Annotated in this window: 25 protein-coding genes; 16 read left to right on the forward strand and 9 right to left on the reverse strand. The window is 71.6% G+C overall.

Annotation, left to right across the window (positions count from 1 at the left end; translation table 11 throughout):
* Window positions 1–74 precede the first annotated feature (74 nt).
* Entirely contained in the window at window positions 75–1346 is a 1272-nt protein-coding gene (locus LZ198_RS39525) for a hypothetical protein (protein WP_253977343.1), read from the forward strand.
* A gap of 8 nt (window positions 1347–1354) precedes the next feature.
* Window positions 1355–1738, forward strand: a complete 384-nt coding sequence (locus tag LZ198_RS39530) for a hypothetical protein (RefSeq protein ID WP_253977344.1) — start codon at window positions 1355–1357, stop codon at window positions 1736–1738.
* On the opposite strand, the gene LZ198_RS39535 is transcribed toward LZ198_RS39530, so the two are convergent.
* From LZ198_RS39535 to LZ198_RS39545, 3 genes are all read right to left on the reverse strand, one after another.
* Window positions 1707–2528 carry a cupin-like domain-containing protein gene (locus LZ198_RS39535; RefSeq protein ID WP_253977345.1) on the reverse strand — a complete coding sequence of 274 codons (822 nt, stop codon included), beginning with the start codon at window positions 2526–2528 and terminating at the stop codon, window positions 1707–1709. The genes LZ198_RS39530 and LZ198_RS39535 overlap by 32 nt on opposite strands.
* Window positions 2525–3577, reverse strand: a complete 1053-nt coding sequence (locus LZ198_RS39540; RefSeq protein ID WP_253977346.1) for a cupin-like domain-containing protein — start codon at window positions 3575–3577, stop codon at window positions 2525–2527. The genes LZ198_RS39535 and LZ198_RS39540 overlap by 4 nt, the downstream gene beginning before the upstream one ends.
* A 243-nt stretch (window positions 3578–3820) precedes the next feature.
* A complete protein-coding gene (locus LZ198_RS39545) occupies window positions 3821–4828 on the reverse strand; it encodes a cupin-like domain-containing protein (protein WP_253977347.1) in 1008 nt (335 codons plus the stop codon).
* 143 nt (window positions 4829–4971) lie between these two features.
* Between LZ198_RS39545 and LZ198_RS39550 the strand changes: the two genes are divergently transcribed.
* The 3 genes from LZ198_RS39550 to LZ198_RS39560 all read left to right on the forward strand — a co-directional run bounded on the left by LZ198_RS39550 (window position 4972) and on the right by LZ198_RS39560 (window position 7065).
* On the forward strand, window positions 4972–5520 hold the full coding sequence (locus tag LZ198_RS39550; RefSeq protein ID WP_253977348.1) for a DUF3060 domain-containing protein: 549 nt from the start codon (window positions 4972–4974) through the stop codon (window positions 5518–5520).
* Window positions 5521–5647: 127 nt separating this feature from the next.
* Entirely contained in the window at window positions 5648–6079 is a 432-nt protein-coding gene (locus LZ198_RS39555) for a hypothetical protein (protein ID WP_253977349.1), read from the forward strand.
* Window positions 6080–6198: 119 nt separating this feature from the next.
* Window positions 6199–7065, forward strand: a complete 867-nt coding sequence (locus LZ198_RS39560; RefSeq protein ID WP_253977350.1) for a DUF1887 family protein — start codon at window positions 6199–6201, stop codon at window positions 7063–7065.
* A gap of 120 nt (window positions 7066–7185) precedes the next feature.
* Here the strand turns inward: LZ198_RS39560 and LZ198_RS39565 are convergent, their stop codons facing one another.
* Both LZ198_RS39565 and rdgC read right to left on the reverse strand, forming a co-directional pair.
* The gene (locus LZ198_RS39565) at window positions 7186–7875 is read right to left on the reverse strand and encodes a hypothetical protein (protein ID WP_253977351.1); all 690 of its coding nucleotides are present in this window, start codon (window positions 7873–7875) and stop codon (window positions 7186–7188) included.
* Window positions 7862–8503: a recombination-associated protein RdgC gene (gene rdgC, locus LZ198_RS39570; protein WP_253977352.1), complete on the reverse strand. Its 642-nt coding sequence runs from the start codon at window positions 8501–8503 to the stop codon at window positions 7862–7864. Before rdgC ends, LZ198_RS39565 begins: the two co-directional genes overlap by 14 nt.
* A 129-nt stretch (window positions 8504–8632) precedes the next feature.
* Between rdgC and LZ198_RS39575 the strand changes: the two genes are divergently transcribed.
* The 4 genes from LZ198_RS39575 to LZ198_RS39590 all read left to right on the forward strand — a co-directional run bounded on the left by LZ198_RS39575 (window position 8633) and on the right by LZ198_RS39590 (window position 14597).
* On the forward strand, window positions 8633–9406 hold the full coding sequence (locus LZ198_RS39575) for a hypothetical protein (protein ID WP_253977353.1): 774 nt from the start codon (window positions 8633–8635) through the stop codon (window positions 9404–9406).
* Window positions 9407–9531: 125 nt separating this feature from the next.
* Window positions 9532–11013, forward strand: a complete 1482-nt coding sequence (dacB, locus tag LZ198_RS39580) for a D-alanyl-D-alanine carboxypeptidase/D-alanyl-D-alanine endopeptidase (protein ID WP_253977354.1) — start codon at window positions 9532–9534, stop codon at window positions 11011–11013.
* 169 nt (window positions 11014–11182) lie between these two features.
* Window positions 11183–13363, forward strand: a complete 2181-nt coding sequence (locus LZ198_RS39585) for a prolyl oligopeptidase family serine peptidase (RefSeq protein ID WP_253977355.1) — start codon at window positions 11183–11185, stop codon at window positions 13361–13363.
* 133 nt (window positions 13364–13496) lie between these two features.
* Window positions 13497–14597 carry an alanine racemase gene (locus LZ198_RS39590; RefSeq protein ID WP_253977356.1) on the forward strand — a complete coding sequence of 367 codons (1101 nt, stop codon included), beginning with the start codon at window positions 13497–13499 and terminating at the stop codon, window positions 14595–14597.
* Here the strand turns inward: LZ198_RS39590 and LZ198_RS39595 are convergent, their stop codons facing one another.
* Window positions 14598–15596, reverse strand: coding sequence for a nucleoside 2-deoxyribosyltransferase (locus LZ198_RS39595; protein WP_253977357.1), 999 nt, complete (start codon window positions 15594–15596; stop codon window positions 14598–14600).
* Between the two features lie 242 nt (window positions 15597–15838).
* Between LZ198_RS39595 and LZ198_RS39600 the strand changes: the two genes are divergently transcribed.
* The 3 genes from LZ198_RS39600 (at window position 15839) to LZ198_RS39610 (ending at window position 19121) form a co-directional block, all read left to right on the forward strand.
* On the forward strand, window positions 15839–17146 hold the full coding sequence (locus LZ198_RS39600; RefSeq protein ID WP_253977358.1) for a styrene monooxygenase/indole monooxygenase family protein: 1308 nt from the start codon (window positions 15839–15841) through the stop codon (window positions 17144–17146).
* 213 nt (window positions 17147–17359) lie between these two features.
* A complete protein-coding gene (locus LZ198_RS39605; RefSeq protein ID WP_253977359.1) occupies window positions 17360–18316 on the forward strand; it encodes a ketopantoate reductase family protein in 957 nt (318 codons plus the stop codon).
* A 64-nt stretch (window positions 18317–18380) separates the two neighbouring features.
* Window positions 18381–19121, forward strand: a complete 741-nt coding sequence (locus tag LZ198_RS39610; protein ID WP_253977360.1) for a hypothetical protein — start codon at window positions 18381–18383, stop codon at window positions 19119–19121.
* Here the strand turns inward: LZ198_RS39610 and LZ198_RS39615 are convergent.
* The gene (locus LZ198_RS39615; protein WP_253977361.1) at window positions 19110–20120 is read right to left on the reverse strand and encodes an Lnb N-terminal periplasmic domain-containing protein; all 1011 of its coding nucleotides are present in this window, start codon (window positions 20118–20120) and stop codon (window positions 19110–19112) included. The two genes, LZ198_RS39610 and LZ198_RS39615, sit on opposite strands and share 12 nt — an antisense overlap.
* Before the next feature lie 144 nt (window positions 20121–20264).
* Between LZ198_RS39615 and LZ198_RS39620 the strand changes: the two genes are divergently transcribed.
* On the forward strand, window positions 20265–20486 hold the full coding sequence (locus LZ198_RS39620; protein WP_253977362.1) for an MbtH family protein: 222 nt from the start codon (window positions 20265–20267) through the stop codon (window positions 20484–20486).
* Between the two features lie 79 nt (window positions 20487–20565).
* On the opposite strand, the gene fruA is transcribed toward LZ198_RS39620, so the two are convergent.
* Window positions 20566–21255 (reverse strand): response regulator transcription factor FruA, encoded by a 690-nt coding sequence (gene fruA / locus LZ198_RS39625; protein WP_253977363.1) that lies wholly within the window; start codon window positions 21253–21255, stop codon window positions 20566–20568.
* Window positions 21256–21773: 518 nt separating this feature from the next.
* On the opposite strand from fruA, the gene LZ198_RS39630 reads away from it, so the two are divergent.
* Both LZ198_RS39630 and LZ198_RS39635 read left to right on the forward strand, forming a co-directional pair.
* Window positions 21774–22544, forward strand: a complete 771-nt coding sequence (locus tag LZ198_RS39630; RefSeq protein ID WP_253977364.1) for an RDD family protein — start codon at window positions 21774–21776, stop codon at window positions 22542–22544.
* 1 nt (window position 22545) lies between these two features.
* Entirely contained in the window at window positions 22546–23538 is a 993-nt protein-coding gene (locus tag LZ198_RS39635) for a stage II sporulation protein M (protein WP_253977365.1), read from the forward strand.
* On the opposite strand, the gene LZ198_RS39640 is transcribed toward LZ198_RS39635, so the two are convergent.
* On the reverse strand, window positions 23472–23981 hold the full coding sequence (locus LZ198_RS39640; protein WP_253977366.1) for a J domain-containing protein: 510 nt from the start codon (window positions 23979–23981) through the stop codon (window positions 23472–23474). The two genes, LZ198_RS39635 and LZ198_RS39640, sit on opposite strands and share 67 nt — an antisense overlap.
* Window positions 23982–24113: 132 nt before the next feature.
* Here LZ198_RS39640 and LZ198_RS39645 point away from each other — a divergent pair, with 132 nt between their 5' ends.
* On the forward strand, window positions 24114–24686 hold the full coding sequence (locus tag LZ198_RS39645) for a HEAT repeat domain-containing protein (protein ID WP_253977367.1): 573 nt from the start codon (window positions 24114–24116) through the stop codon (window positions 24684–24686).
* Window positions 24687–24748: the final 62 nt, after the last annotated feature.

Below are 24748 nucleotides of genomic sequence, written 5' to 3' on the forward strand. Positions count from 1 at the left end.
AGGCTCCCGGCGAGGGAACCTGGGTGATGCCGAGTCGCGCCGTGCCGAAGGCACGGGTAGAGGGGGAGGTGGACATGCACCCGGAGCAACCGCTGTCCGTCTACAGCCTGCACTTCGACCATGGGGGGTCGGACGACGGCTCGATTCCGTTGTGGTGTCCCGTCACGCAGACACGACTGGGCGAGCGGCCGGAGTGGATCCGCGACCACCGCTCCGAACCCGTGGCCTACGTCCGGGGCTCCCGTCCCAGCGTGGCCGTGACGCTCCTGGCCCACCACTTCGTCCCCGCGTCCTTCGACCTGAGCGCCTTCGGCCCCTCCTTGTCCCCGGGCCTGGGCGCCAGCACGTCCATCCGCTGGGTGGGCCCTCATCCGGTGACGTTGGAGCGCATGGCGGGCTGGACCACGCTGGAGGTCCCCCTCGCCTTCAACCGGCCGCTGCCCAACCAGATCGGCGCACACGCCCTGGACCTCCAATGGGTCGCGGAGTGGACGGACGCGGAGGGGACACCCCGGAGGCTGTTCCTCGGTGGCAGCCGGCACGAGCTGTTCACCACGGGCGCGCCCATGCGCCAGGCCGGACACGGCGGGCCCCCCTCGGGCGCCTATGCGCCCCTGGTGCGGTGGTCATCCCGGTGGTGCGCGGGTCTGGAGTCCCGGAAGGACCTCTGTGACGCCATCCTTCGCGGGCTGCCGGAGACGGGCCTGCGCTACGGCGTCCCCGCGTGGACGGTGCGACACATGCTGGTGGCGGGCGGTGGCATGTGTGGCGGCTGGTATCAGCTCTTCCAACAACTGGCCGACTGCCAGGGCGTCCGGTTGGAGGGGCGCACGCTGCACCTGGTGCCCGCGGACGACCCCCGCACGGACGAGGTCCGCTGGGAGGCCATGGTGGCCGTGGCCCCGGGCATCAACCAGGTCGAGCCCAGTCGACACATCCGCATGCAGGGCCGCTTCAACGACTGCGCGCGCTACCCGTTCACGCCCGAGGAGCCCGTGGAACTGCTGAGCCGTCACGCCGCGCGCTACTGCTTCATGGCCGGGTGGGAGGACGGCCATTGCCTCAACTTCCTGGAGGACGGTGGCCGGCTGTACCTCTACGACGCGTGCTTCCAGACGCAGGCCGTGGAGCTGGACATGCCGCTGCCCCCGGAGGACGGCAGGCCCGTCCGGCTCGGTCGGGGCGCGTCGTTCCGCGAGCGATACCTCCACCCGACGCTGCCCTTCCTCATGGGCACGCTGCGCGCGAATGGAAGGCTGTGGGAGGTGGACCTGGAGCGCGGTGAGTTCGGCATCACCGTCCGGACGGAGCAGGTCCCGGAGCTCGACATCCTGTGGACACGCTAGGAGTTGCCATGCCGACGACACGCGAACAGCTCAGGCGGATGGTGGCGGAGGGCAAGGCCCCGTCCGGAGGCTTCGGCTGGGGCGAGCTGATGGAAGCGCTGGAGCAGATGGAGCAGGCACCCGACACGCTGGAGGCCGAGGACGCCGACATGCTGGTGGGCTTGCTGGCCCAACGCGGCCGCGTCCCACTGCGCGGTCAGCCCCCCGTCCCCCACTCCATGCCCCCCGAGGAGCTGGTCCAATACCGCGCGTTGAAGATCCTCCAGCAAGCCGGCCGGCTCGACGCCGCGAGGACGTCGCTGGAGCGACTGGCGCGGGAGCCCGTGGCCCCCGCGCTCCGGGACCTCGCGCGGCGGCTGCTCACTCGAGGCGCCCCCGAGGAGGAGGCGTAGGCTCACGCGACGCACTCCCGGGCGCCCATTCCACGTTCGGCCCGGAGGCGCGGAAGGCCTCGAAGCCGAAGCCAGCCCCCCCTTCCGGCGACCGATGCGAGCACCACCAGCCGACGGGCAACAGCACCATCTCCCCGGGCTCCAGCACCACCTCCAGCGCCGGAACGTCTCGGGGCACGTCGGAGGCCCCGAGCACCCGGTGCAGCGCGAACGCGGGGACGAGCCGCAGCTCGCGGCGACCCCGCACCTGGCACAGCAGCACGTTGCGCCGCACCGGCGCCAACGCGCTCACCGCCCCCGCGTCCTCCCACCACGGGCGCGGCGCCACACCCGCGTCCACGAGCGTCTCGGGAGGAACGACCCACTCCCGCCAGAGGGAGTCCTCGACGCGCCCCTCCCGAATCAGCACCCCGAGCCGCGCCCAGGCCTCCGCCCCAGGCGGCCGCGCGGAGCCACGCATCACCACGGGACGGTTCTGGAAGTAGTAGCGCTCGAAGAAGACGGACGGCGCGAGGACGTCGTGCCGCTCGACGCGGTCATGCCCGGGGGTCTGCCGGTGCATCTCGCCGTACAGGTCCAGCAGCCCCTCCAGCTTGCGCTGCATGGCGACCGCGCGCGCCGCGCCCTGGAAGCAGGGGTCCGCCAGCTCGGCGTTCACGGCGTCGTTCGCGACGGACGGCGCCACGCCCGCGCGCGCCAGGACGGCCACCAGGTCCTCGGTCTCCGCGCCGCGCAGCAGGTTCTCCACCACCCATCGTCGCCACTCGGGCGCCAGCGCCGCTCCCGTCATCGCGCCACCTTCTCGGGCCTGGGGCCCATCCAATAGTTCCGCCACTGCGTGTTGGGCTCGGGCCTGTCGAAGTTCACGAACGTCACCGACACGCTCAGGTCCAGCGCGCGCACCGCGTGCCACCAACCCACCGGAATCAGCAGCGCGTCTCCGGGCCCCACCACGCACGAGCGCAGCGCGACGCGCGCGAAGTCCGGGTGCCGTCGCGAATCCGGCGCGCGGATGTCCACCGCGCTGTACAGCCCCCGGTCGTTGTAGAGCCAGGGCGTCTCCCACGACGGCGCCAGCCAGAAGCGCTTGCGCCCCAGCACCTGGCAGAAGAAGACGTTGAGGTGGTCGTGGTGGAGGTTGGACAACGTCCCCGCCGGACCGAACCACAGGTGGACGCTGTCCGGCACGTGCACGTCCGGATGGATGTAGCCACGCGGCGGACGCACGTCCTCCAGCAACGGTCGGAACGCCTCGCGCAGCAACAGGCTGTTGCGGGCCACGACGTACAGGTCGTCCGACTCGCCCTCCGCGAGCATCCGCGCCACCAGCTCCCGCAGGGGCAGCGTCCGCCGGAGGCGCTCCGCGTGGAAGTCCGGGTCCGGCTCCGCGTCGCGGCCCGCCATCACCTCCACCTGCTCGTCCCCGAAGCGCGACACCAGCCACTCGGGCGTCCATCGCGTCAGCGCGGGCCAGTCATCCAACAGCCCCTCGACGATGACGGGGCGGTTGCGCAGGTAGTACTCCTCGAAGAACCCCTCCGGAGACAGCCCCCGCCGGCGCTCCACCTCCGCCGGCTCCGCGTCCTGCCCCTGTGACGCCAGCGCCGACCGCGCTTCCAGCAGCGACTCCACCTCCCACCGCCGGCCCGCCTCCCGCCGGGCGTGGCACACCGCGGGATGGGCGGAGATGGCCCGCACGGAGGCCCTCGCCCGGGCCCCGTCCACCCCGGTTGCCTCCAGCAACCCGACCAGGATGTCGGCCTCCACCCCACCTGACAGGTTCTCCGCGACCCATGCGCGCAGCGAAGGCGGGAGTTCCAGGAATGTGTCAGGAGTCATGACTCGCAGGGTGCGATATACCGCCCGGGAAGACCACCACGCCGCACTGGGGACCGCATGACGAAGCCACAGGATCCCACTCCCAAGATCGTCCCGAATCCACCGCCGAACCCGGCCACGCGGCAGGCCCCTCGCATCGTCCCGAACCCCGGTGGTCAGTCGACACCCAGCGTCGAGCGCACCGTGCCGACGGAGCCGCCCACGACGCCGCCACTGGAAAAGTGAAGCAGGCCGTCGACCGGTTCATCGCAGCTTCCACCACGCGTTGCCTTCAGGGGTGGCGAACTCCTGGAAGGTGATGGACACGCTGACGTCGAGCGCGTGGACCCAGTGCCACCACCCCGCGGGGATGAGCAGCATGTCCCCGGGACCGACGACGGTCTCCAGGACCTCCGCCTCACGGTACGCGGGAAAGCGGGCCAGGTCCGGGTGCTCCGCGTCGACCTGACTCCACACCTCCAGGTGGCTGTAGACGTGGTGGAGTTGGAACGAGGGGATGAGGCGGAAGCGCTTTCGCCCGTGGATTTGTCCGAAGAGGACGGTGCCCAGATCGTGGTGGAGTCGAGTCAGCGTCCCCGCGGGTCCCACCCAGAGCTTCACGGCGCCCGCGCGGTCGGTCTTGCGCAGGAGGCCCTCCGGGTAGCGCACGTGCTCCAGCAGCCCGCGCAGCTCTTCCCGCTCGAGGGCGAAGTTGCGAGCCGTCATGTAGAGGTCGTTGGTGGGCCCCGCCTCCTGGAGCCGGTGGAGGAACACGCCGAAGGGCATCACCTGCCGACAGGCATCCGGCTCCAGGTCGTGATCGGCGCGGGCCTCGCGCCCCGCCATGACCTCCACCTCGACCGCCCCGTGGGATTCGGCCAGGCGCGCCGGCGTCCAATGCGTCATGAGGGGCCAGTCGCGCATGAAGCCCTCGAGCACGACGGGCCGCTGCGTGAGGTAGTACTGCTCCATCACTTCCCGCGCGGGCATGTCCCGGTGCCGATCCAACACCCGTTGCCTGCCGGTCTGGCGAAGGAGCGCGACGCGGGTGTCCAGCAACGACAGGGCCTCCTCATGTGAGTTCGCGAGGCGCCGCGCCTCGCGCACGGGGAGTTGCCGCGTCGTGGCCTCCACCGCGTCACGGGCCCGGGCTTCGGGGAGGCCGGCCTCCACGAGCGTGTCGACGAGTCGGCGTGTCGCCACGCCTCGCACCACGTTCTCCGCCAGCCAGGCGCGCCACTCCGGGTCGAGGTCCGCCGCCACGTCCGCCATGCCCCCTCCGCTGCATGTGCCGAGATGAAGAGTCACGGCAATGTACAGGGCCGGCGCGCGCGCGGATATGTCGCGGAGATTTTGAATCTCCGCGACGCCGTTGCGTACATTGCACGTCCATCCACTCAAGGGGGTCCACCGCAATGCGCAACCAGTTCAGGTCGAAGGCTTTCGTCGTCATCGCATGTGTCCTGGGGGCGATGACCGCCAGTGCCCAGGAGGAGGACGAGGCCGCGTCGGTCAAGGTCGGCAAGGACGGCAGCGTCCGGGTGAGGTCACAGGGCAACACCGTCGAGACGCGCGGCGGTTCGACGCGCGTCCGCACGGGCGACGGCGTCAACGTCCAGGTCGGCGGCGCCGTGGCACATGACGATGACGACGACGAGCGGGACACGTCATCGCGGAGCAACGGGTCGCTCGAGCTGGTGGACTCCGACCGCACCGTGACGCACGACTGTGGTGACGGCGGCAAGGCGGAGATCGTCGGCTCCGGCAACAAGGTCACCCTGACGGGGGCCTGCGAGCACGTCGAGGTGACGGGCAGCGACAACAAGGTCACGGTCGATATCGCGCGGCGCATCGAGGCGACGGGCAGCGGCAACAGCATCACCTGGAAGCGTGGCCCGGAGAAGGGCAAGAAGCCGCGCATCAGCAACACCGGCAGCAACAACCGCATCGCCCAGGCGCGCTGAGCCGAGGCGTCACGAGGAGGCGGGGCGGGCAGGCATCCGCCTCGCCTCCTGTCGCGTCCGGGGGCGGCCGGGTGCCGCGCCTGTCCCTCCTCCGCGCGTCCCCTAGATTGTCGGCAGGAGGCTCGCGATGACCCCAGACCGCACCTCGCCCCGGCAGCGCTCTCCGCGCAAGGCGTGGACTCCAGGCGCCTTCGCCGCGCTCGCCCTGCTCGGGCTCCCGGCCAGCGTGCTCGCGCAGGACGAGGGCACCGCGCCCCAGGTCTCCTGCTTCGAGACCGTGAAGCAGGGCGGCCTCTCGGATGAGTACTCCGCCACGCAGTTGTGCCGCGGCGCCCGCTCCAACGCCCCCGCGAAGTGCTTCCTCCGCGTCCAGGAGGATGGCTCGCTGACGCAGGGGCAGGCGGTGCAGTTGTGCCAGTTCGCCACGGCCCAGGACAACCCCGCGTCGTGCTACCTCCAGGCGAAGAGCAAGAGCTTCAGCGACGACTCGCGGCTGATTCAACTGTGCCAGCCCCCGGTGACGCAGTTCCTGCGCTACTGCCCCGTCTACGTCCAGTAGCGACACGAACGACGGGGGGCGTTCCATTCCAGGTGACGGGTCAGACTCCGAGACGGGAGACAGTCCCTGCCCGGCCACGCGCCAGCTCGCGCGAGGATGAACCGGGATAGGGTGACGACATGACGGAGCAGCCATCGACCGAGGACGAGCTCCCCACCGCGAAGGAGCTGGAGCTGAGCGAGGCCCACGCGCCGCCAGCCCCCCGGGTGCTGCTGACGCCCGGGAACGAGCCGCTCGCCATGCTGGCCCGGCGTGGCTTCCAGGCGACCATCGCGCCCCTGGACCTCCCCTTCCCCGCCGACGTGGAGGGCGCCCGGGCCGAGCAGTTGATGGAGCGGCTGAGCCACTATGCCTTCCGACTGTTCCTGCGCGGCGCCATCCTCCGGCACGGCAGCTTCGCCCCCGCCGAGGCCACGCGTTACCTGGAGGAGCCCCAGGCGCGGGCCTTCGCGGAGGACCTCGTGTCGCTCGACCTCGCCGCGCGCGAGGACGGTGGTCGGTATCGACTGCTGCGCCCGGCGGCCAGCTTTGGTGGAACCCTGGAGTGGTACGTGGCGCGGGAGCTGCGCGGCCGGTTCGCGCTCGACGTCGCCGTGGGCGTGAAGTTCCACGCGCCGGACGTCGGCGGGGACCTGGACGTCGTGGCCACGGCGGAGGGCAAGCTCATCTACCTGGAGATGAAGTCGTCCCCGCCCAAGCACCTCGCCCCGGACGAGGTGGGCGCGTTCTTCCGGCGCGTCCGGGCGCTGCGTCCGCACCTGGCCATCTTCGTCATGGATACGGCGCTGCGCCTCTCCGACAAGGTGCTGCCCCTGCTCCAGGCGGAGCTGACGCTCCAGCCGCCCCCTCCTCCCCGGCGCGTGCTGCGCGACGTCTGGGCCCTGACGCCGCACCTCTACGTGGTCAACGCGCGGCAGGACCTGATGAGCAACATCGGCATCGCGCTCGCGGAGGGCTTCCGGGCGCTCGCTCCGGCGGGGCCCTAGCAACGCCACGCGGCCGGGGCAGCGAGCCCGGGGCGTGCTCCGCGCCCGCCTCGAGACTCATGACACCCGGGCATGGGGCGCTGGTGGGCGCCCTCTCCTGCCCGGGTGGAACGACGAACCTCAGTGCCGGGCGGCGCGGGCTTCCTTGCCCCGGGCGCGCGCGGCCTTGGCGAGCGCGTCCGCGCCCTGCTCGTCCCCGCGCATCCACTCCTTCATCGCCGGCACGACCTGCTTGCTCCACGTCTTGCCCGCGCGGACCTTCAGGAAGTCGTTCACCAGCACATCCACCATGGCGGAGAGCTGCTCGGTGAGGAACAGGCGCTCGGTGAGCTGATCATCCTCTTCCTCGCTCATCAGCGCCGGGAGCTTCGCCGCGCGGACGTCGAGGAACTCGGAGTCCAGCGTGGCCTCGTACTCCTTCTCCCCATGCGTGAAGCGCACGCGGGCCTGGGCCACCAGCAGTCCCCGGTCCAGCGCGTGCTTCACCTGCGTGGAGTACGGCGCGAGCGTGCCCTTGGCGCTCATCTCGGTGACGTCGCCCGCGACGCCTCGCAGGGTCACGCGGCCCATGAAGAGCACGTTGACGCCGGCCTTCTCGTACTCCACCAGCGCGTCACCGGACTCGGAGCGCCACAGCATCCACGTCAGGAACTCGCGGCCCAGGTAGGCCCGGCCTCGCAGCAGGGCCTCGCGGGCCTTGCCCTTCTCGACCTCGGCCTCGTCCTGCTTCTCCTCCGTCGCGCCGCCGTCCACGCCCACGTCGCCCCGGGCGAACGCCGCCTCGATACGGGCCTGCTCACGCTTCGACATGCGCCACCTCCCCCGCCGGCAGGTCCATTCCAATCAGCTCCGCGGTGGGCCCCAAGGCCCTCTCATCGATACCCGCCGTCTGCGCGATGGCGGCCGGCGTCAGCGCGACGAGCTTCAGCCCGAGCGCGTTCTCCAGCGCGATGAGGATCTCCTCCACCACCTTGCGCGACGCGGCCCAGACCTGGAGCTGCTGCGTGGTCTGGTTCCAGCTCACGTCCAGCACGTTGGTGCGCGGCGTGGCGCGGTTGCGCAGCATCTGCTTGATCTGCCCCTTGGCCTGGGACTTCTCGCCCCGGCTGGGCGGCCGGTCGTTCTCCGCCTCGAACTGGGTGGTCCACTTGGCCAGCTCCTGCTTCATCGCGGGCGCGGGGACCTTGAGCGTGTCGATGCGGAACGAGAACAGCGCGTACTCGCCATAGAACAGGCGGCTGACGGCGAAGTCGACGGCGTCCGCGTTCTCCAACTCGACGAAGCCCGCCGCGCGGTCGTCCTCGGATTTGCGGTCGATGGGCTCGAAGGCATGCGCCTTGAGGCCCCGCTGCAACCAGCGCTTGATGTCGGAGGGCGCATCCTTGGCGGGTTCGACCCGGAAGCGCGAGAAGGTGACGGCACCACGTAGGACAGGCATGGGGCGCGGCAGGATGGGGGGCGCGCGGTGCGCCGTCAAGGTACTCCGTGTGCTGACCTCGGCGCCCTCTTCCGTCCCTGACGGCGGGGAGTGCGATACGGTGCCAGTGCCACTGGAGAGCCTCTTCCGATGAAGCACCGCGCACCGAGCCCGCTCCTCGTCCTCCTCCTCTGGGCCTGCCTGCCCGTCACGGCCCTGGCGCAGGACGTCCCCGCCGCGACGCCGCCACCGGCGGCGATCCTCGAGCCTCCGCCGCTCGTGCCCGCGCCCGACGACGTGACGGACGCGCCCTTCTTCGCGCCCGAGGACGAGGACCCCGCCCTGGAGACCGCCGCCCCCGAGGTTCAGCAGGGCCCCACCCTCATCGACACGCCGACCCGCAGGCGCTGGCGGATGCCCACCCCCGCGCGGCTCGCCATCGAATCCGCGGCCGGCAGCCTGGCTTCGATGGGCGCCGGCATCCTGGGGTTGGTGCCGGGCGTCCTGTTGGCGGGAGACTGCGACGCGCTCCGAGGGAGTTCGTGTCGGGAGGCCTGGGTGACCGGGGCCGTGGGTCTGGCGGCCGGGGCGACGATGGGCGTCTATCTCTCCGGCACCCTCATGAAGGAGCGCGGCTCGCTCATGACCACGCTCCTGGGCGCCGTCGTCGGCACGGGCGCGGGCGTGCTGACGTTCGCCGCGCTCAACGAGTCGAACGACGGCCTGGCCATCATGGGCCTCCTCATCCTGCCGACGGCTGGCGCGGTGATGGGCTACGAGCTGGGCCTCGAGCCCCACCCCGCCGAAACGGAGTCCGCGCATCCCCGGCCCGAACCCTCCAGCCCGTCGGTGCGGCTGTTCCCGTCGGTGGGCGCGACGCCCCATGGCGGGGTCATGGGTGGCTTCGTCGGCAGCTTCTGGTGAGACGACGCGCGCGGCCGCGCGGGCCGCCGGGTCGGATACCGGACGACCGGGGCGACGCGCTCCCCGCACGCCTCCCAGACGGGCCATGACACCCGGGGCGCCCGGGCGTTAGCGTGCCCGGCGCCATGCGTCGCGCACTATCCCTTCCCCTCCTCCTGGCCTCGCTGCTGCTTCCCGGCTGCCTCCGTGCACGACGTCCGGAGGCGCCCACGGTGGGCACCGTCGCGGGGACCCTCTTCGCCACACTGGAGGCCGAGGGCGCGCTGGCGAGCGCCATCGTCCTGGACGCCCACACCGGCGAGCCCCTCTTCTCCCACCGCGAGCACGTCCGGCTGCTGCCCGCCTCGACGATGAAGGTGGTCTCCACCGCGTCGGTGCTCTCCGCGCTCGGGCCCGACTTCCGCTTCCAGACGCCCGTGTCGCTGGAGGGCTCGCTGCACGACGGGCTCTTCCTGGGGGACATCGTGGTCGAGTCCTCGGGGGATCCATCGCTCGGCTCGTGGCGGTTCCCGGAGACGGCGCTCGCCTGCGAGCAGGTCGCGGACGCCCTCCAGGCGCGGGGCATCCGCCAATGGCGGGGACAGGTCCGCGTGCGCGGCACGCCCGACGTGGACGCGGCGTTCGGCCCCGGCTGGGCCTGGGACGATGCCGCCTATGGCTACAGCGCCGCGCCCACCGCGTTCGTGTTCCGCGAGAACGTCGTGGACCTCGCGGTGTCCCGCGCGGAGGGGACGGATTGCGCCCTGGCCCCGACGCTCCAGCTCACGCCCGCCTTCGCGAACCTCCCCGCCCAGGTGAGCGTGGACATGAGCGCCGAGCGCGCCAACCTCTCCTGCACGCGGCAGCGCGGCGCGCCCGGCGTGCGCTGCGTGTGGCGCTCCCCCGCGAGCGCCTGTCCCCGCAGCGCGAGCGTGAGGCTGTCCGTGGACGAGCCCCAGGCCCTCTTCTCCGCCTGCGTGGAGGAGGCGCTCTTCCAGCGCGGCGTCCCGCGACTCCCCGGGACGCTCGAGGCCCCCGCGCCGCTGCTGCCGCCCCGCCCCGAGCCGCTGCTCACGCTCGTCAGCCCGCCGCTGTCCGCCCTGGTCAAGGCCACCAACAAGGAGTCCCTCAACCTCTACGCGGAGCGGCTGGGCATGCGCTTCGCGCGCGAGCGCCTGGGCGCCGAGGACTACACCGCGCTGCGCGCCGCGCTGGGCCAGGAGCTGACCCGACGCGGCATCCCCTCGAGGGACCTGCGCCCCGTCGATGGCAGCGGCCTGTCCCGCTACAACCTCGCCACCGCGCGGGGACTCGCCCGCGTCCTCTTCACCAGCCTGCGCGAACCCTATGGCGCCGCCCTCGTGGACAGCCTGCCCGTGGCGGGCGTCGACGGGACGCTGGCCACCCGGCCCGTGACTCCCGTCACCGCCGGCCACATCCGCGCGAAGACAGGCACGCTCTCCGGACAGAAGTGCTTCACCGGTGTCGTCGATCGACCGGGCGACGCGGAGCACCCGCGCGTCGTGTTCGCGCTCATGCTCGGCAACATGGACGACGGCACCGCCCTGCCCGCCAACGAGGCCTTCGACCGCTTCGCCGCCGCCCTGGTCGAGCTGCCCTTGCGCTGACACCCAGAGCAGGGCGCCTCGGATTCCCGGCAAGGCCTCCGCGCATGACGCCTGGCGGCAACCCGGCGGAACACGCGGGCCCCCGTGACATTCCCTCGTCACGAAGGTGCTGCGCGTCCGTGGGGACGTGGCAGGCTGTGCCCCGCTTTTCCGTCCCCCCGAGGTGAACATGAAGCTGAGAACCGCATTGGTCGCGGCGGCCCTGGTGATGCCCATGGCGGCCCCGGCCGCTGGCAAGGGCGCCGCGAAGCCCCCCGTCACGGAGAAGAAGGAAGTCGTCGACGCCTACCACGGGACGGACGTGAAGGACCCGTACCAGTGGCTGGAGGACTCCACCGACCCGAAGGTGAAGCAGTGGAACGACGCGCAGAACCAGTACACGCGCGCGCTGCTCGACAAGCTCCCCGGCCGCGAGGCCATCCGCCAGCGCGTCACGGAGCTGCTGACGTGGAAGTCCCCTGCCTACTTCAAGCTGATGGAGGCCGGGGGCACGCTCATCGCCATGAAGAGCCAGCCGCCGCGCCAGCAGCCGTTCCTGGTGGTGCTCGGCTCGGTGGACGACACCTCCACGGAGCGCGTGCTCCTGGACCCCATGGTGGTGGACCCGTCCGGGAAGACGACCGTCGACTTCTACGAGATGACCCGCGACGGGAAGAAGATCGCCATCTCCCTGTCGAAGGGCGGCACGGAGAGCGGCGACGTCTCCGTCTATGACGTGGCCACCGGAAAGCCGCTGGCGAGCGACGTGGTCCCCCGCGTCAACGGCGGCACCGCGGGCGGCGGCCTGGCCTGGAATGGGGACGGCACGGGCTTCTTCTACACGCGCTATCCGCGCGGCGAGGAGCGCCCGGCCGAGGACCGTGACTTCTACCAGCAGGTGTACTTCCACAAGCTGGGCACGCCCACCGAGCAGGACACGTACGAGCTGGGCAAGGACTTCCCGCGCATCGCCATGACGGCGCTGGAGACCTCCCCGGACGGCAAGTACACCACCGCGCAGGTCGCCAACGGCGACGGCGGCGAGTTCATGCTGTTCCTCCACGGCCCGGACGGGAAGTGGACGCAGGTGACGAAGTTCGCGGACAAGGTCATCGGCACGAGCTTCGGCCATGACGGCGCGCTCTACCTGCTCAGCCGCAACGAGGCGCCGCTGGGCAAGGTGCTGCGGCTGCCGCTCGCCACGCCCACGCTGGACAAGGCCACGGTCCTCGTCCCGGAGGGCAAGGCCAGCATCCAGGGCTTCTACCCGGCCAAGACGCGGCTGTACCTGAGCGAGCAGCTCGGCGGACCGTCCCAGGTGCGCATGGTCGACCTGCAGGGCAAGGAGCTGGGTGTGCTCCCCACGCCGCCGGTGTCGTCGGTGGGTGGACTGGTGAGCGCCGGGAACGGGGACGACGTGCTGTTCACCAACGTCAGCTTCGTGCAGCCCCAGGCCTGGTACCGCTACTCGGCGCAGGACGGCAAGGTGGCGAAGACGGCGCTGGCGCGCACGTCGCCGCTGGACGTGAGCGACGTGGAGGTCCTCCGCGTGGAGGCCACGTCGAAGGACGGCACCAAGGTCCCGCTCACCATCCTCCGGAAGAAGGGCACGAAGCTCAACGGCAACAACCCCGCGCTGCTCACCGGCTACGGCGGCTTCAACATCTCCATCTCCCCGGGCTTCAACGCGCTCGCGGGCTTCTGGCTCGAGCAGGGCGGCGTCTTCGCGGTGGCCAACCTGCGCGGCGGCTCCGAGTTCGGCGAGAAGTGGCATGCCGAGGGTTCGCTCACGAAGAAGCAGAACGTGTTCGACGACTTCTACGCGTGCGCGAAGCTGCTGGTGGACCAGAAGTACACGCGCCCGAGCAAGCTGGCCATCCAGGGCGGCAGCAACGGCGGCCTGCTCATGGGCGCCGTCGTCACGCAGCACCCGGAGATGTACGGCACCGTGGTGGCCCGCGTCGGCCTCTACGACATGCTCCGCTCCGAGCGCACGTCCAACGGCCAGTTCAACGTCACCGAGTACGGCTCGGTGAAGGACGCGGAGCAGTTCAAGGCGCTGCTGGGCTACTCGCCGCTGCACAACGTGAAGGACGGCGCGAAGTACCCCTCCATCCTCTTCACCTCCGGCGCCAACGACCCGCGCGTGGACCCGTTCCACTCGCGGAAGATGGTGGGCCGCCTGCAGGGCGCCAACGCGTCGAAGAACCCCATCGTCCTGCGCGCGGACGCGGAGACCGGCCACGGCTCCGGCACCCCGCTCAGCGCCCGCATCGAGGAGGAGGTCGACGTGTACTCGTTCGTCTTCAACCAGCTCGGCATGAAGTACCTGCCGCCGGCGAAGAAGGTCCCCGCGCCCCCGACGAAGTGACCTCGCCCCACGTCGCGTGAGGCCACGAGGCCCGCCGGTGCCTGGAGCCCCTCCAGGACCGCGCGGGCCTCGCTGTCTCCGGGCAACGCACCCCAGGCCCGGGCGCTGGAGCCGGGAAGCGCGCGATGCCACCATGCGCCGCATGGCCGCTCCCCTGCTCGACGCGCTCGTCACCCCCGCCGCCCTCGTGGACCTGGACCGCGTGGAGGCCAACCTCCGCCGCGTGGCCGCGTACACCCGCGAGCACGGGCTGCGCTGGCGCCCCCATACGAAGACACACAAGACGGCGGAGCTGACCGCGCTCCAGCTCGCCGCGGGAGCGGTGGGCGCCACCGTCGCCACGCCTCGCGAGGCCGAGGTCATGGCCACCGTCGCGGACGACGTCCTGCTCGCCTATCCCCCCGTGGGCGCGGGCCGGCTCGCGCGCCTCATGGCCCTGCCCACCGCGACGCGGCTCACCGTCGCGCTCGACTCGCGCGAGGCGCTCGACGGCCTGGGGCGCGCCGCGCGTGACGCCGGGCGCAGCGTGGGCGTGCTGGTGGAGCTGGACATGGGCATGCGGCGCGTGGGCGCGCAGTCACCGGAGGAGGCCGTCGCGCTCGCCCGGGCCGCCGCCACCACGGGGGGCGTGACGTACCGCGGGGTCATCTTCTATCCGGGCCACCTGCGCTCGCCGGTCCCCGAGCAGGGCGCGTCGCTGGTGGAGCAGACCGCGCGGCTCCGCGCCTTCGTGGACGCGCTCGCCGCGGAGGGGCTGCGCCCGGACGTCGTGAGCGGCGGCTCGACCCCCACGCTGTGGCGCTCCCACGAGGTGGGCGGCCTCACGGAGATCCGCCCGGGCATCAACGTGCTCAACGACCGGAACACCGCCGCGCTCGGGGCCTGTGACTGGAGCGAGTGCGCCTTCAGCGTGCTGGCCACGGTGGTGAGCACGGCGGTGCCCGGACAGGTGGTCATCGACGCGGGCTCCAAGGCCCTGGCCAAGGAGGAGGGCCTCGCCATGGCGGGAGGCTACGGCGCGCTCCTGGACCGACCCGACGTCCTCGTCCGGGGGCTCTCCGAGGAGCACGGGCTCGTCGACGTGTCCGCGACGACGTGGCGTCCGCGCGTGGGTGAGCGCGTGCGCGTCGTTCCCAATCACGTCTGCGCCGCCGTCAACCTGCACGAGCGGCTGCACGTCCTGCGCGGGGAGGCCGTGACGGCGACCTGGGCGGTGGCCGCGCGCGGCTGGTAGTCACGCCGCGAGCAGCCGCGCCAGCTCCCTCGACAGCATCGTCTCCAGCTCGCGGATGTTGCGGTAGACGATGCAGCGGTACGAGGCCACGTCGAAGCGCAGCTCGCGCACGTCGCGGACCAGGAGCAACGTGGGCCGGCCCCGCCCCCACGCATAGCCGACCTCCAGGTACACGTTGGGGTTGGCCAGCGACAGGTCCGCGATGACGACCTTCGCGCTGTCGATGCGCTCCTTGATGCGCTGGATGATGGGGCCGTCGAAGACCGCCTGGTCCACGCGCTCGCACAACAGCCCCGCCGCCTTCACGGGGCCGAGGATGCCGTAGTGGTACGTGTCCTCGAACTCCGGGCTGAAGGGCATGGCCACGAACGCGTGGGGCTTGGCCATGGACACCATGCCCGCGGAGGCCAGCGGCGGCGCCTGGACGAACGTGTTCATGCGCTGCACGCGAAAGCCCCCCTCGGGGAGCGCCTTCACGCCCGGCGTCCCGCCCAGCCCCTTCTCCAACGCCTTGCGCAGCCGCCCCGCGCGCCGCGCGTTCACCTCCACCACCGTGAACCGCTCCAGGCCCCGCGGGCCGATGCCGCGCTGGAACGCATCGACCAGTCCGCCCACGAACGCGAGCGCGGCCTCGTCCTCGTCGAGCCCGTAGTTGGGACCATGGAGCGTGCCGGCGACGTGCTTCACCCCGGGACGCGACTCGAGCACCTGGAGCGCGCGCACGGAGAACTGGCGGATCTCGTGGTAGCCGAAGTCCCCCAGCCGCACCGTGCCCAGGAAGAGCGCCAGCGGCGCGCCCAGGGCCCCATGGGTCTCCACGAAGCGCAGCTCGCCCGGCACCAGTTGGAGCGACTCCAGCCCCTTGTCCTCGGCCCCCAGCCTCGCCACCGCCTGCCCCGACGCGCCGTAGAGCTGCTGCGCGTACTTGAACAGCACGACGTCGGCGGCAATCGCCGTCACGTCGCCCACTTCCAACACCACGTCGAGGACCGAACTCATCGCCCCCGACTGTAGGTCCCCCGCCCCCAACGCCCCAACTCCACCCTGTTCCGTCCATTTCACAACGGGTGCGGGTGGACCCTCCTGGCTCTCACAATCAAGGGTATGGCCTGTTTGAAGGAATTCATTCGGGTTGTGCTATTGAAGTCATGCACACCCCGGAACACCTGGGAAACCCTCAGCCCCTCGGGGGGGACTGACCCGCCGTCCGCGACCGAGCGGGAAAAGTGAAGGAGAGACAGATGGCGAGCATCGGTATCGTCGGCGCCGGCACTGCCGGTCTGCATCTGGGATTGAAGCTGCTGGCGCAGAATGTTGCGGTGACGCTCTACGCGGAGCAGGACTTCGCGAAGGTGCGCGCCAGCCGGCTGCTGAACACGGTGACGCACCACTCGCCGACGCGCGAGCGTGAGCGCGAGCTGGGCGTGGACTTCTGGAGTTCGCCGGAGCTGGCGATGAACCGCTGCGCCATCCACGTGCATGGGCCGCAGTCCTTCAGCCTGACGGGGCGGCTGACCGAGCCGGGACTGTGCGTGGACTATCGCGTCTACCTGCCACGCCTCGCGGAGGAGTTCGTGGCGCGAGGGGGCCGGCTCGAGGTGGGGCCGGTGGATGGCGAGGTGCTGAAGACGCTGGCCGAGCGGCACACGCTCGTGGTGGTGGCCACGGGCCGCAGCGGCCTGACGGCGCGCTTCCCGCGCATCCCGGAGCTGTCGCCGCACACGAAGCCGCCCCGGCTGTTGTTCGCGGCCATCCTGGACGGCGTGCGCATGCCAGAGCCGGCGTGCATGCAGGCGAACCTGGTGCCGGGTCAGGGCGAGGTGTTCGAATCCCAGTTCATCACGCGGCAGGGCCGCGCGCCCAGCGTGCTCATCGAGGGGCTGCCGGGCAGTGAGCTGGCGATGCTGAGCACGCGCAAGCGCGACGACGACCCGGCGGCGTTCGACGCGCTGCTCCTGCACTTCCTGCAGCGCTTCGCGCCGTCGACCTACGAGCGCGTCGACCCCGCGGCGTTCCGCGTTCGCGGTCCGCTCGACTTCCTCCAGGGCGCGTTCACGCCCGTGGTGCGCCGCCCCTGGGCGGCGCTGGGCGAGGGGCGCTTCGTCATGGCGGTGGGCGACACCCACGTGACGAACGACCCGATCGCCGGTCAGGGTGCCAACGCGACCTCCGCCTCCGCCTTCTCGCTGGCCGCCTCCATCGTGGAGGCGCTGCGCGCCGAGCGTCCGTTCGACGAGTCCTTCTGCCGTGACGCGGAGGCGCGCATGTGGGCCGCGTCCGCGCCCGCCACGGACTGGACCAACGCGCTGCTCCAGCCGCCTCCGCCGCACGTCGCGGAGCTGCTGTTCGCCGGCAGCCGCGACCCCCACATCGCCGACGCCATCATCCGCGCGTTCATGATTCCCGAGCGCATCCTCTCCGCCTGCGCCTCGCCCGAGGCCTCGGCCAGCTTCATGGCCCAGGCCACCACGCCCGCCCCGGAGATGCTCGCCGGCAGCGGCGCGCATGCCTGGGAGGGCACCACCCCGCCTCGCGTCCACGCGCACTGAGGCGCGAACGAAGGAACGTCGGCCCGGTGGGGACCCGCGAAGCACGGGTCCCGCCGCCCGACATCCAGGGACGCCCTACCCGGCCTCGTGCCCGGCGACGGTGACGCTTCGGGAACATGCGGATGCCCCCGAGGCCCGGGCGCCGTCCCGCGGGCCGAAGACGCCTGAATCAGCCGCCGGGCGGGCGCGGCCTTCGGGCTATCCTCGCGCGCCATGCGATTCGCCATCATCGGTTCGGGTGGAGTGGGCGGCTATTACGGCGCGCGGCTGGTGCGCGCGGGACATGACGTCCGGTTCCTCGCCCGGGGCGCCCACCTGCGCGCGATGCGGGAGAAGGGCCTCACCGTCCTCGGCCCTGAAGGCGACTTCACCGTCGCCGTCCGCGCCGAGGAGGACGCCGCGCTGCTGGGGCCGGTCGACGTGGTGGTCCTGACCGTGAAGAACTACGACGTCGCGAGCGTGCTGCCCGCGGTGAAGGCGGTGACGACCGCGTCGGACATCCCCGCGCTCGGTGGCGCGAGCGCGGTCGTCCTCACGCTCCAGAACGGGGTGGACAGCCCCTCCGAGGTCGCCTCCACCGTGGGCGAGGCGGCCGTCATCGGCGGGACGACCTACATCTCCACCGCCATCAGCGAGCCGGGGGTCATCAAGCAGGCCGGGACCTTGAACCGCGTGGTGCTGGGCGAGGCCTTCGGCGACACGACCCGCGTCTCCTCTCGCGTCCAGGCGCTGCGCGACGTCCTCGCGGGCGCGGGCCTCGACGTCGAGGCGGTGGCGGACATCCGTGGACCGCTCTGGGAGAAGCTGGCGTTCCTCGCCTCCATGGCGGGGTTCTGTACCGCGGCGCGAACCTCGGTGGGCCCGCTGCGGGAGGGCCCGTTCTTCCGGGACGTGTTCCGTGAAGCCGCCGCGGAGGTGCTGCGCGTCGCCGCCGCGGAGGGCGTCACCACCACCATGCGCCCCGACGACGTGGTGCGCTTCATGGAGGGCCTGGCTCCGGGGATGCGGCCGTCGATGATGGTGGACTTCGAGGCAGGCAAGCCGCTGGAGGTCGAGTACCTCCAGGGCACCGTGGCCCGCCGGGGCCATGCCCTCGGGGTGCCCACGCCCGTCATGAGCACGCTGTACTCCGTGCTCCTCCCCCACTCGCGGGGAACCCGCGGAGGCTGAGTGCTCGCCGAGCGGCCCGGACGCCCCCTGCAATCGGGGGCCGCGTCCGGCATATGAAGGGGCGATGACCGAGCCCAAGCCAGTGCCTCCGTCGAGCGTCCCACCCGCCGCGATGGGCCGCGTGGCCCTGCATGCCGTCGCGTCGGGGCTCACCCCCCTCATCCCCGTGCCGTTCCTCGACGACTACGCGCTCGCGCAGGTCCGCGAGCAGCTCGTCCGCTCGCTGCTCGAGGAGCGGGGGCTGAAGCCTCACGACAAGGCGGTGATGGCCCTCGCGGGTTCGAGCCTGGGACGGACGCTGGGTGGCCGCCTGGTGAGCTACCTGCGCGGGCTGATGCTGCTGCCCGTGAAGAAGATCTTCCGCAAGGTCTTCATCGTGCTGTGGGTGAAGGACTGCGTGGACGTGGCCTCCGTGTCGCTGCACCACGGCTACCTGCTCCACCATGCGTTGGACCGGGGCGACCTGGACGCGCGCGCCCTGGAGGGAGACACGCCCGAGCGCATCCACGCGGCCATCACCGCCGCCTGCGCGGAGGTGGACGCCCGCCCCATCAACCAGGCACTCCGGCGGCTGTTCGCGAGCAGCCGCCTGCTCATGGCCGAGGCCACGCGCGTCCTGCTCAACCCCCGCGACGTCGGCGAGCGCACGCCCACGCCGGCCGAGGACACGGAGGTGAAGTCCCTGGCGGACCGCCTGCTCGCCACGCTCTGGGAGGAGCGCGGCTACTTCACCATCCTGGAAGGCCACTACGCCCGGCACATGGAGGGCCGCGTCGGGGAGCCCCCGCCCGCCTCAGGGAACTGAGTGGGCCTGCTGGACCTCGTCCCCGCGGATGCGCCGTGAGAAGTCCGCCTGGTTCGCCGCCGCCATGGCCCGCTCGTTGATGCGGTACCGCGCGCGCACCACCTCCAGCGGCGCGTCCGTGTCGATGAGGCCCAGCTCGTAGGCCAGCGCGTCGGAGAAGGCGGGCAAGAGCGTGCGGTGGTCGTACGGCACCTTCACCGCGCTCACCTTCTCGAAGTGGCGGACCAGGTTCGTGGTGCAGTTGTTGTCGAGCGAGTCGTAGAACTCCGGATGCGCGTGGAGCGCGTTCATCCGCGCCACCATGTCCAGGAAGAAGTCCGCGATGCGCTCCTTCGACGCCCTCACCGGGTAGAGGTAGACGTCGTCCTTGCGGTGGTTGGAGCGCAGCTGGACCAGGTCCCGCTCGTCGCCCACCACGTACACGAGCTCGAACTGGCGGAACAGCCCGCCCACCGCGGAGAACGTCTCGCCCTTCTCGCGCCGCACCTCCACGGAGAAGACGAGGTAGCGGCCGTCGGAGAAGCCGAAGCTCACCATGGTGTGCGCGGCGCCGAAGAAGCCGGAGAACGGCTCCACGATGAACCACGCCCCCGTCAGCTCGCGCGCATCGTACGTGGCCGAGTACCAGGACGCGTCCCAGTCCGTCGTGGAGCGATAGCGGAAGTCCCGCACGTCGTGGAGGGTGACGCGGGTGTCCACCACGTCCGCATGGGCCGCGCGCGCCAGGTCTGGCGCCCAGTCCCGCTGGGCCCGGGGCTCGACGAAGCGCGCCGCGAACCCGAGGCCGACACACGACACGAGCACCACCGCCACGGCGCCCAGCCGCGAGCCCTTCCGCCGCCACACCCAGAGCGACGCCGCCAGCATCACCAGCACGAGGCCCGCGCGCGCCACGTGTGGCCCCTCCGGCCCCGCCCCCAGCATCGACACGGCCAGCGCCGCCCACCCCGCGCCCAGCAGCAGCACGAGCGCGGTGATGACATTGAAAAACCTTTGCATCCGCGGAGTATTTCGCGTCACCGCGACATCTGCCACCCCCGCCCACCCCACCCCGCGTCCGGCTCCATTGGCACCGGGCTTCGCGGACTTGCCCCATCTTCCAGGAAGTTGGGCAAGATGCCCGCATCCCGAGGAGCGACCGACATGGCGGACGAGCAGGCGGACACGACGACGTACAAGGTCGTCATCAACCACGAAGAGCAGTACTCCATCTGGCCGGCGCACCGGGAGAACCCGCCGGGCTGGCGGGACGCGGGCAAGCAGGGGCCCAAGCTCGAGTGCCTCGAGTTCATCAAGCAGGCCTGGACGGACATGCGCCCGCTGAGCGTCCGCAAGCGGATGGAGGAGCAGGCCCTGAAGCACTGACGCGGTCCGGATGCCCCCGCCCCGACGCGCCCCGACCGAGTGGCGGGAGCGCGGGGGCGGGCGTCGACACGCGGGCAGCTCAGAGGTCCGGCGGTGGCCGGACGCCCAGGTGGCAGGCGCGCAGGGCGAGCTGGGTGCGGTTCTCCGCGCCGAGCTTCCGGTACAACTGCGTCACGTGCGACTTGACGGTGCGCTCGGCGATCTGCAGGTGCGCGGCGATCTTCAGGTTGTCCGCGCCACCGGCCACGTACGCGAGCACCTCCCGCTCGCGCTGCGTGAGCGCCAGCAACACGCTGGCCGTGGGCGACGTCACCGGCGGATGCTCGAAGTCGTTGCGGAGCAACTGCACCGGGAACAGCCGCTCGCCGCGCACCAGCGAGTGGATGGCGGACGAGACCGCGGACGTGCCCAGGCCCTTGCGGAAGAGGTAGCCCGAGGCCCCCTCGTCGAAGCACTGGGAGATGATCTCCGGCGAGCTCACCGCGGACAGCAACAGCATGCGCACCTCGAGGCGCCGCTTGCGTGCCTCGCGCAGCAGGTTGATGCCCTCCGTCACGGAGCAGCCCACCGCCGCCTCGCTGTCGCCCTCCACGTCCATCACCGCGACCTGCGGTGGGTCCGTGCCGAGCCCGTCGAGGAACAGGCGCACGTCCCTCGTCACCGAGGTCACGGAGACGCCTTCGCCGCGCAGGCCATCGGCGAGGCTTTCCCACGCCGCCCACGGTCCTTCGAGAATGGATACACGAATCGCTGCTTGATTAGTTGCCATGCGAAGGCCCCCCAGCCGCCATGGCGAAAACGACCAGTACTGCAGTGTTGACTGCTTCCGACTCCGGTTACCGCGACTCAACGGGAAGAGGTTCGCATGTCGCGTATTCGCGTCCGCTGGGTCACCCCGGGGTCGGCCTACCGATGTAAGACCCGACTCCGTGCGTGCTTTCGACTACCGACGACTCCTGGCGTCCTTTCGGGCTCCACCTCCGCTGGAGCCAGCTCCCGGTCCAACGCCACGAATACCCTAACACCGGGAAAGGGCGGTGGCGAAGCCGACCCTGGCGGGAGTGTCAAGTGTGCGCGAATCGGATTGAATTCCAGCCCCGAGTCCGTTGGTTCGTCATCGCTGTCATCCCCCGAACACGCGCTTCCGTCCGCCAGACGATACATGTCGCCTCCCGCCGCCTGCTCGGCTGTCCAATGCCCGACACCGCCCCCCCTGGGAAAGTCAGACATCCCGGGTGTCGACCGGCGCGGTGACGGGCCGGGCAGCGTGTATGCTGCGCGCCGCACATGAGCACCGCCTCCCCGACCCCGCACCTCGACGTGGCCACGCCGGAACGCGTGGCGCTCTCCCTGCCCGTCGCGGGCATCGGCTACCGGTGTCTGGCCTGGCTCGTGGACGCCGCCCTGCTGTTCTTCTTCTGGGTGGTGGCGTACTTCGCCTTCACGCTCCTGGTGTCGGACGTGCTCGGCGTCTTCCAGGGGCTGTCCTCCCTGGGGCGGACGCTGCTGGTGGTGGGCGTCTTCGCCACGCAGTGGCTGTACTGGACGGTGGGAGAGGTCTTCTTCCACGGGCAGACGCTCGGCAAGCGCGCCCTGCGCATCCGCGTGGTGCGGGTGGACGGCTCGCCGGTGGGGCTCTTCGAGAGCGCGGTGCGCAACCTCTGCCGGGCGGTGGACTTCATGCCGGTGGGGTACGCCGCGGGGTGTCTGGCGATGCTGTTGACCCCGCAGCACCGGCGACTGGGGGACCTCCTGGCGGGCACCCTGCTGGTACGAGACGAACGCATCGATCTGGACAAGTACACCTCCCCGGCGACGGAGCAGGTCGGCGCGGTGTCCGCGGCCTCGTCCGCTCGAGAGCTGACGCCCGAGGAGGTGGACCTGGTGCTGGCCTTCCTGTCGCGCGCCGGAGGCCTGGAGCCCGCGGTGCGGCAGCGGCTGGGCGCGCGGCTGGTGGAGCGCGTGGGCGGCCTGGACGACGAACAGCGCGAGGCGGTGCTCGCCTCCGCGGACGCCACCGAGGCGTTCCTGCGCCGCCGCGCCCGGGCGGAGACCTGACATGGCCGCCGCGCTCGCGACGTTCGTCACCCGCCGCCGCCCGGACTGGGACGCGCTCGACGCGCTCCTCACCCGCCAGCGCGCGGGCGCCCTGAAGCTGGACGAGCTGCGCCAGTTGGACGCGCTGTACCGCCGCGCCGCCGCGGACCTCGCGCGCGCGCAGACCTTCTACCCGGACACGGACGCGCACCGCTTCCTCAACCAGCTGTGCGGTCGCGCCTACGCCGCCATCTACCAGCCCCCGCGCGAGCGCTGGCCGCTGGTGCGCGCCTTCTTCCGGCGGGACTTCCCGCGCGTGCTGCGCCGCGAGCTGCGCTTCGTGGGCGCCAGCGCCGCGCTGCTGTGCCTGGGGGCCCTGCTGGGCGCGCTGGTGGTGTTGTGGGAGCCGCGGGGCGCGGAGCTGCTCGTGCCCGCGCCGGTGCGTCAGTACATCGCCCAGGGCCGGATGTGGACGGACGACATCCTGTCGGTGGCGCCACCCAACTCGGTGTCCTCGGACATCGCCACCAACAACCTCACCGTCACCATCCTCACGTTCGCCACGGGCATGCTGTTCGGCCTGGGGACGCTGTTCATCCTGGTGAACAACGGCGTGCACATCGGCGCCATCGGCGCGCTGTGCATCCGCGAGGGCATGGGCCGGGGCTTCCTCGACTTCATCGCCGCGCACGGGCCGGTGGAGCTGTCCATCATCGTCATCGCGGGGGGCGCGGGGCTGATGGTGGGCCAGGCGCTCATCGACCCGGGGGAGCTTCCCCGGGGACAGGCGCTGTCGCTGCGCGGGCGCGAGGCGGTGAAGCTGGTGCTCGGCTGCGCGCCCTTCCTCGCCTTCATCGGCGCGGTGGAGGGCTACGTGTCGCCGGGGGACCTGTTCCCCACCTGGGCGAAGGCCGGGCTGGGCCTGTCGCTGGGGGGCGTCTTCTGGGCCTACCTGCTGCGGGCGGGCAGGACGGACGCGGACGAGACGGTCGTGCCGGCCGACAGCGCCTCCTGACGCTTGCGCTGACGGTGGCGGAGGATGCGCTCGTAGGCCACGTTCAGCTCACGCATCTTCTCCGCCGAGCCACCGCGGTCCGGGTGCCGCTCCAGCGCCAGCGCGTGGTAGCGCGCGCGCACCGTGTCCGCGGAGTCCAGCGGCGACACGCCCAGCAGGTGGTACGGGTCCTGGTCCTCGATGGCCGACAGCCAACGCTCCAGCCGATCCTTGACCTCGATGAAGCGCTCGTCCTGGGCCCCGGTGTCCTTCACCGGATGGGTCCGGACCTTGGAGTCCCCACGGAAGACCTCCGTGTACGTGCTGGAGACCCACCGGTGGCAGCCGGAACACCGGAAGTAACGGACCCGGTTCCCCATCTGGAGGGTCATCCGGATGCCGCAGTGGGTGCACTCCACCTCGACGTTCTCCAGAGTCTGCCAGCTCGCGACCGCCGCGTTCATCAGCCCTTGCTCCCGTCAGCAACACGCCTGTAGCACCGCCAAACTCCCACGATCGGAGATCCCGTCAAGAAAAACTCCACATCCCCGTTGCGCCCCCCGCTCGCGGACGGGGTTTCGGGGTAGAACGGGCCCATGCGACGCCTGCTCCTCACCGGCCTCCTGCTCGCCGCCACCGCCCAGGCCGCGGCCCCGGCGCCCCCCAAGGGCCGCCCCGCGCCCCCCGCGCAGCAGGTCCCCGCCCCCGTCCAGGCCCCCACCAAGGCTCCGCCAGCGGAGGTGGCCACCCCCGCCAGCGACGACACCGCCCTGCTGCGAGGGCTCCTGTGGGCGGCCCGCCCGGCCCCGGAGGAGATCCGCGCCATCGCCATCGAGGACCTGGCGCTGCTGGGGGATGCCCGGGCGCTGGATTCGCTGGCCACGCTGCTGTGGGACCCGAACCCGCGCACCCAGCAGGCCGTGCTGCGGGCCGTGGCGCTGTTCCAGCACCCGCGCGCGGAGGAGATCCTCGGCAACGTGGTGCGCCACCCCCGGCTGCCGGACTCGTTGAAGATCCAGGCCCTCAACGGCCTGGTGTTCCAGCGCACCGCCACCGCCCGGCGCACCGTGCAGGACGCCGCCATGGACACGCGCCTGTCCTCCTCCGTGCAGACCGCGGCGCGCGCCGTCGCCACGCAGTGGAACGCGCCCCCCGCAGCGCCTCGCTGAGCGGTCCGGCAGGCACCCTGGTGGGCAGGCGGGCGGACAGGGCCCGCCTCCCCGGGTAGGCG

It is taken from the genome of Myxococcus dinghuensis (assembly GCF_024198235.1).
Lineage (GTDB): Bacteria > Myxococcota > Myxococcia > Myxococcales > Myxococcaceae > Myxococcus > Myxococcus dinghuensis.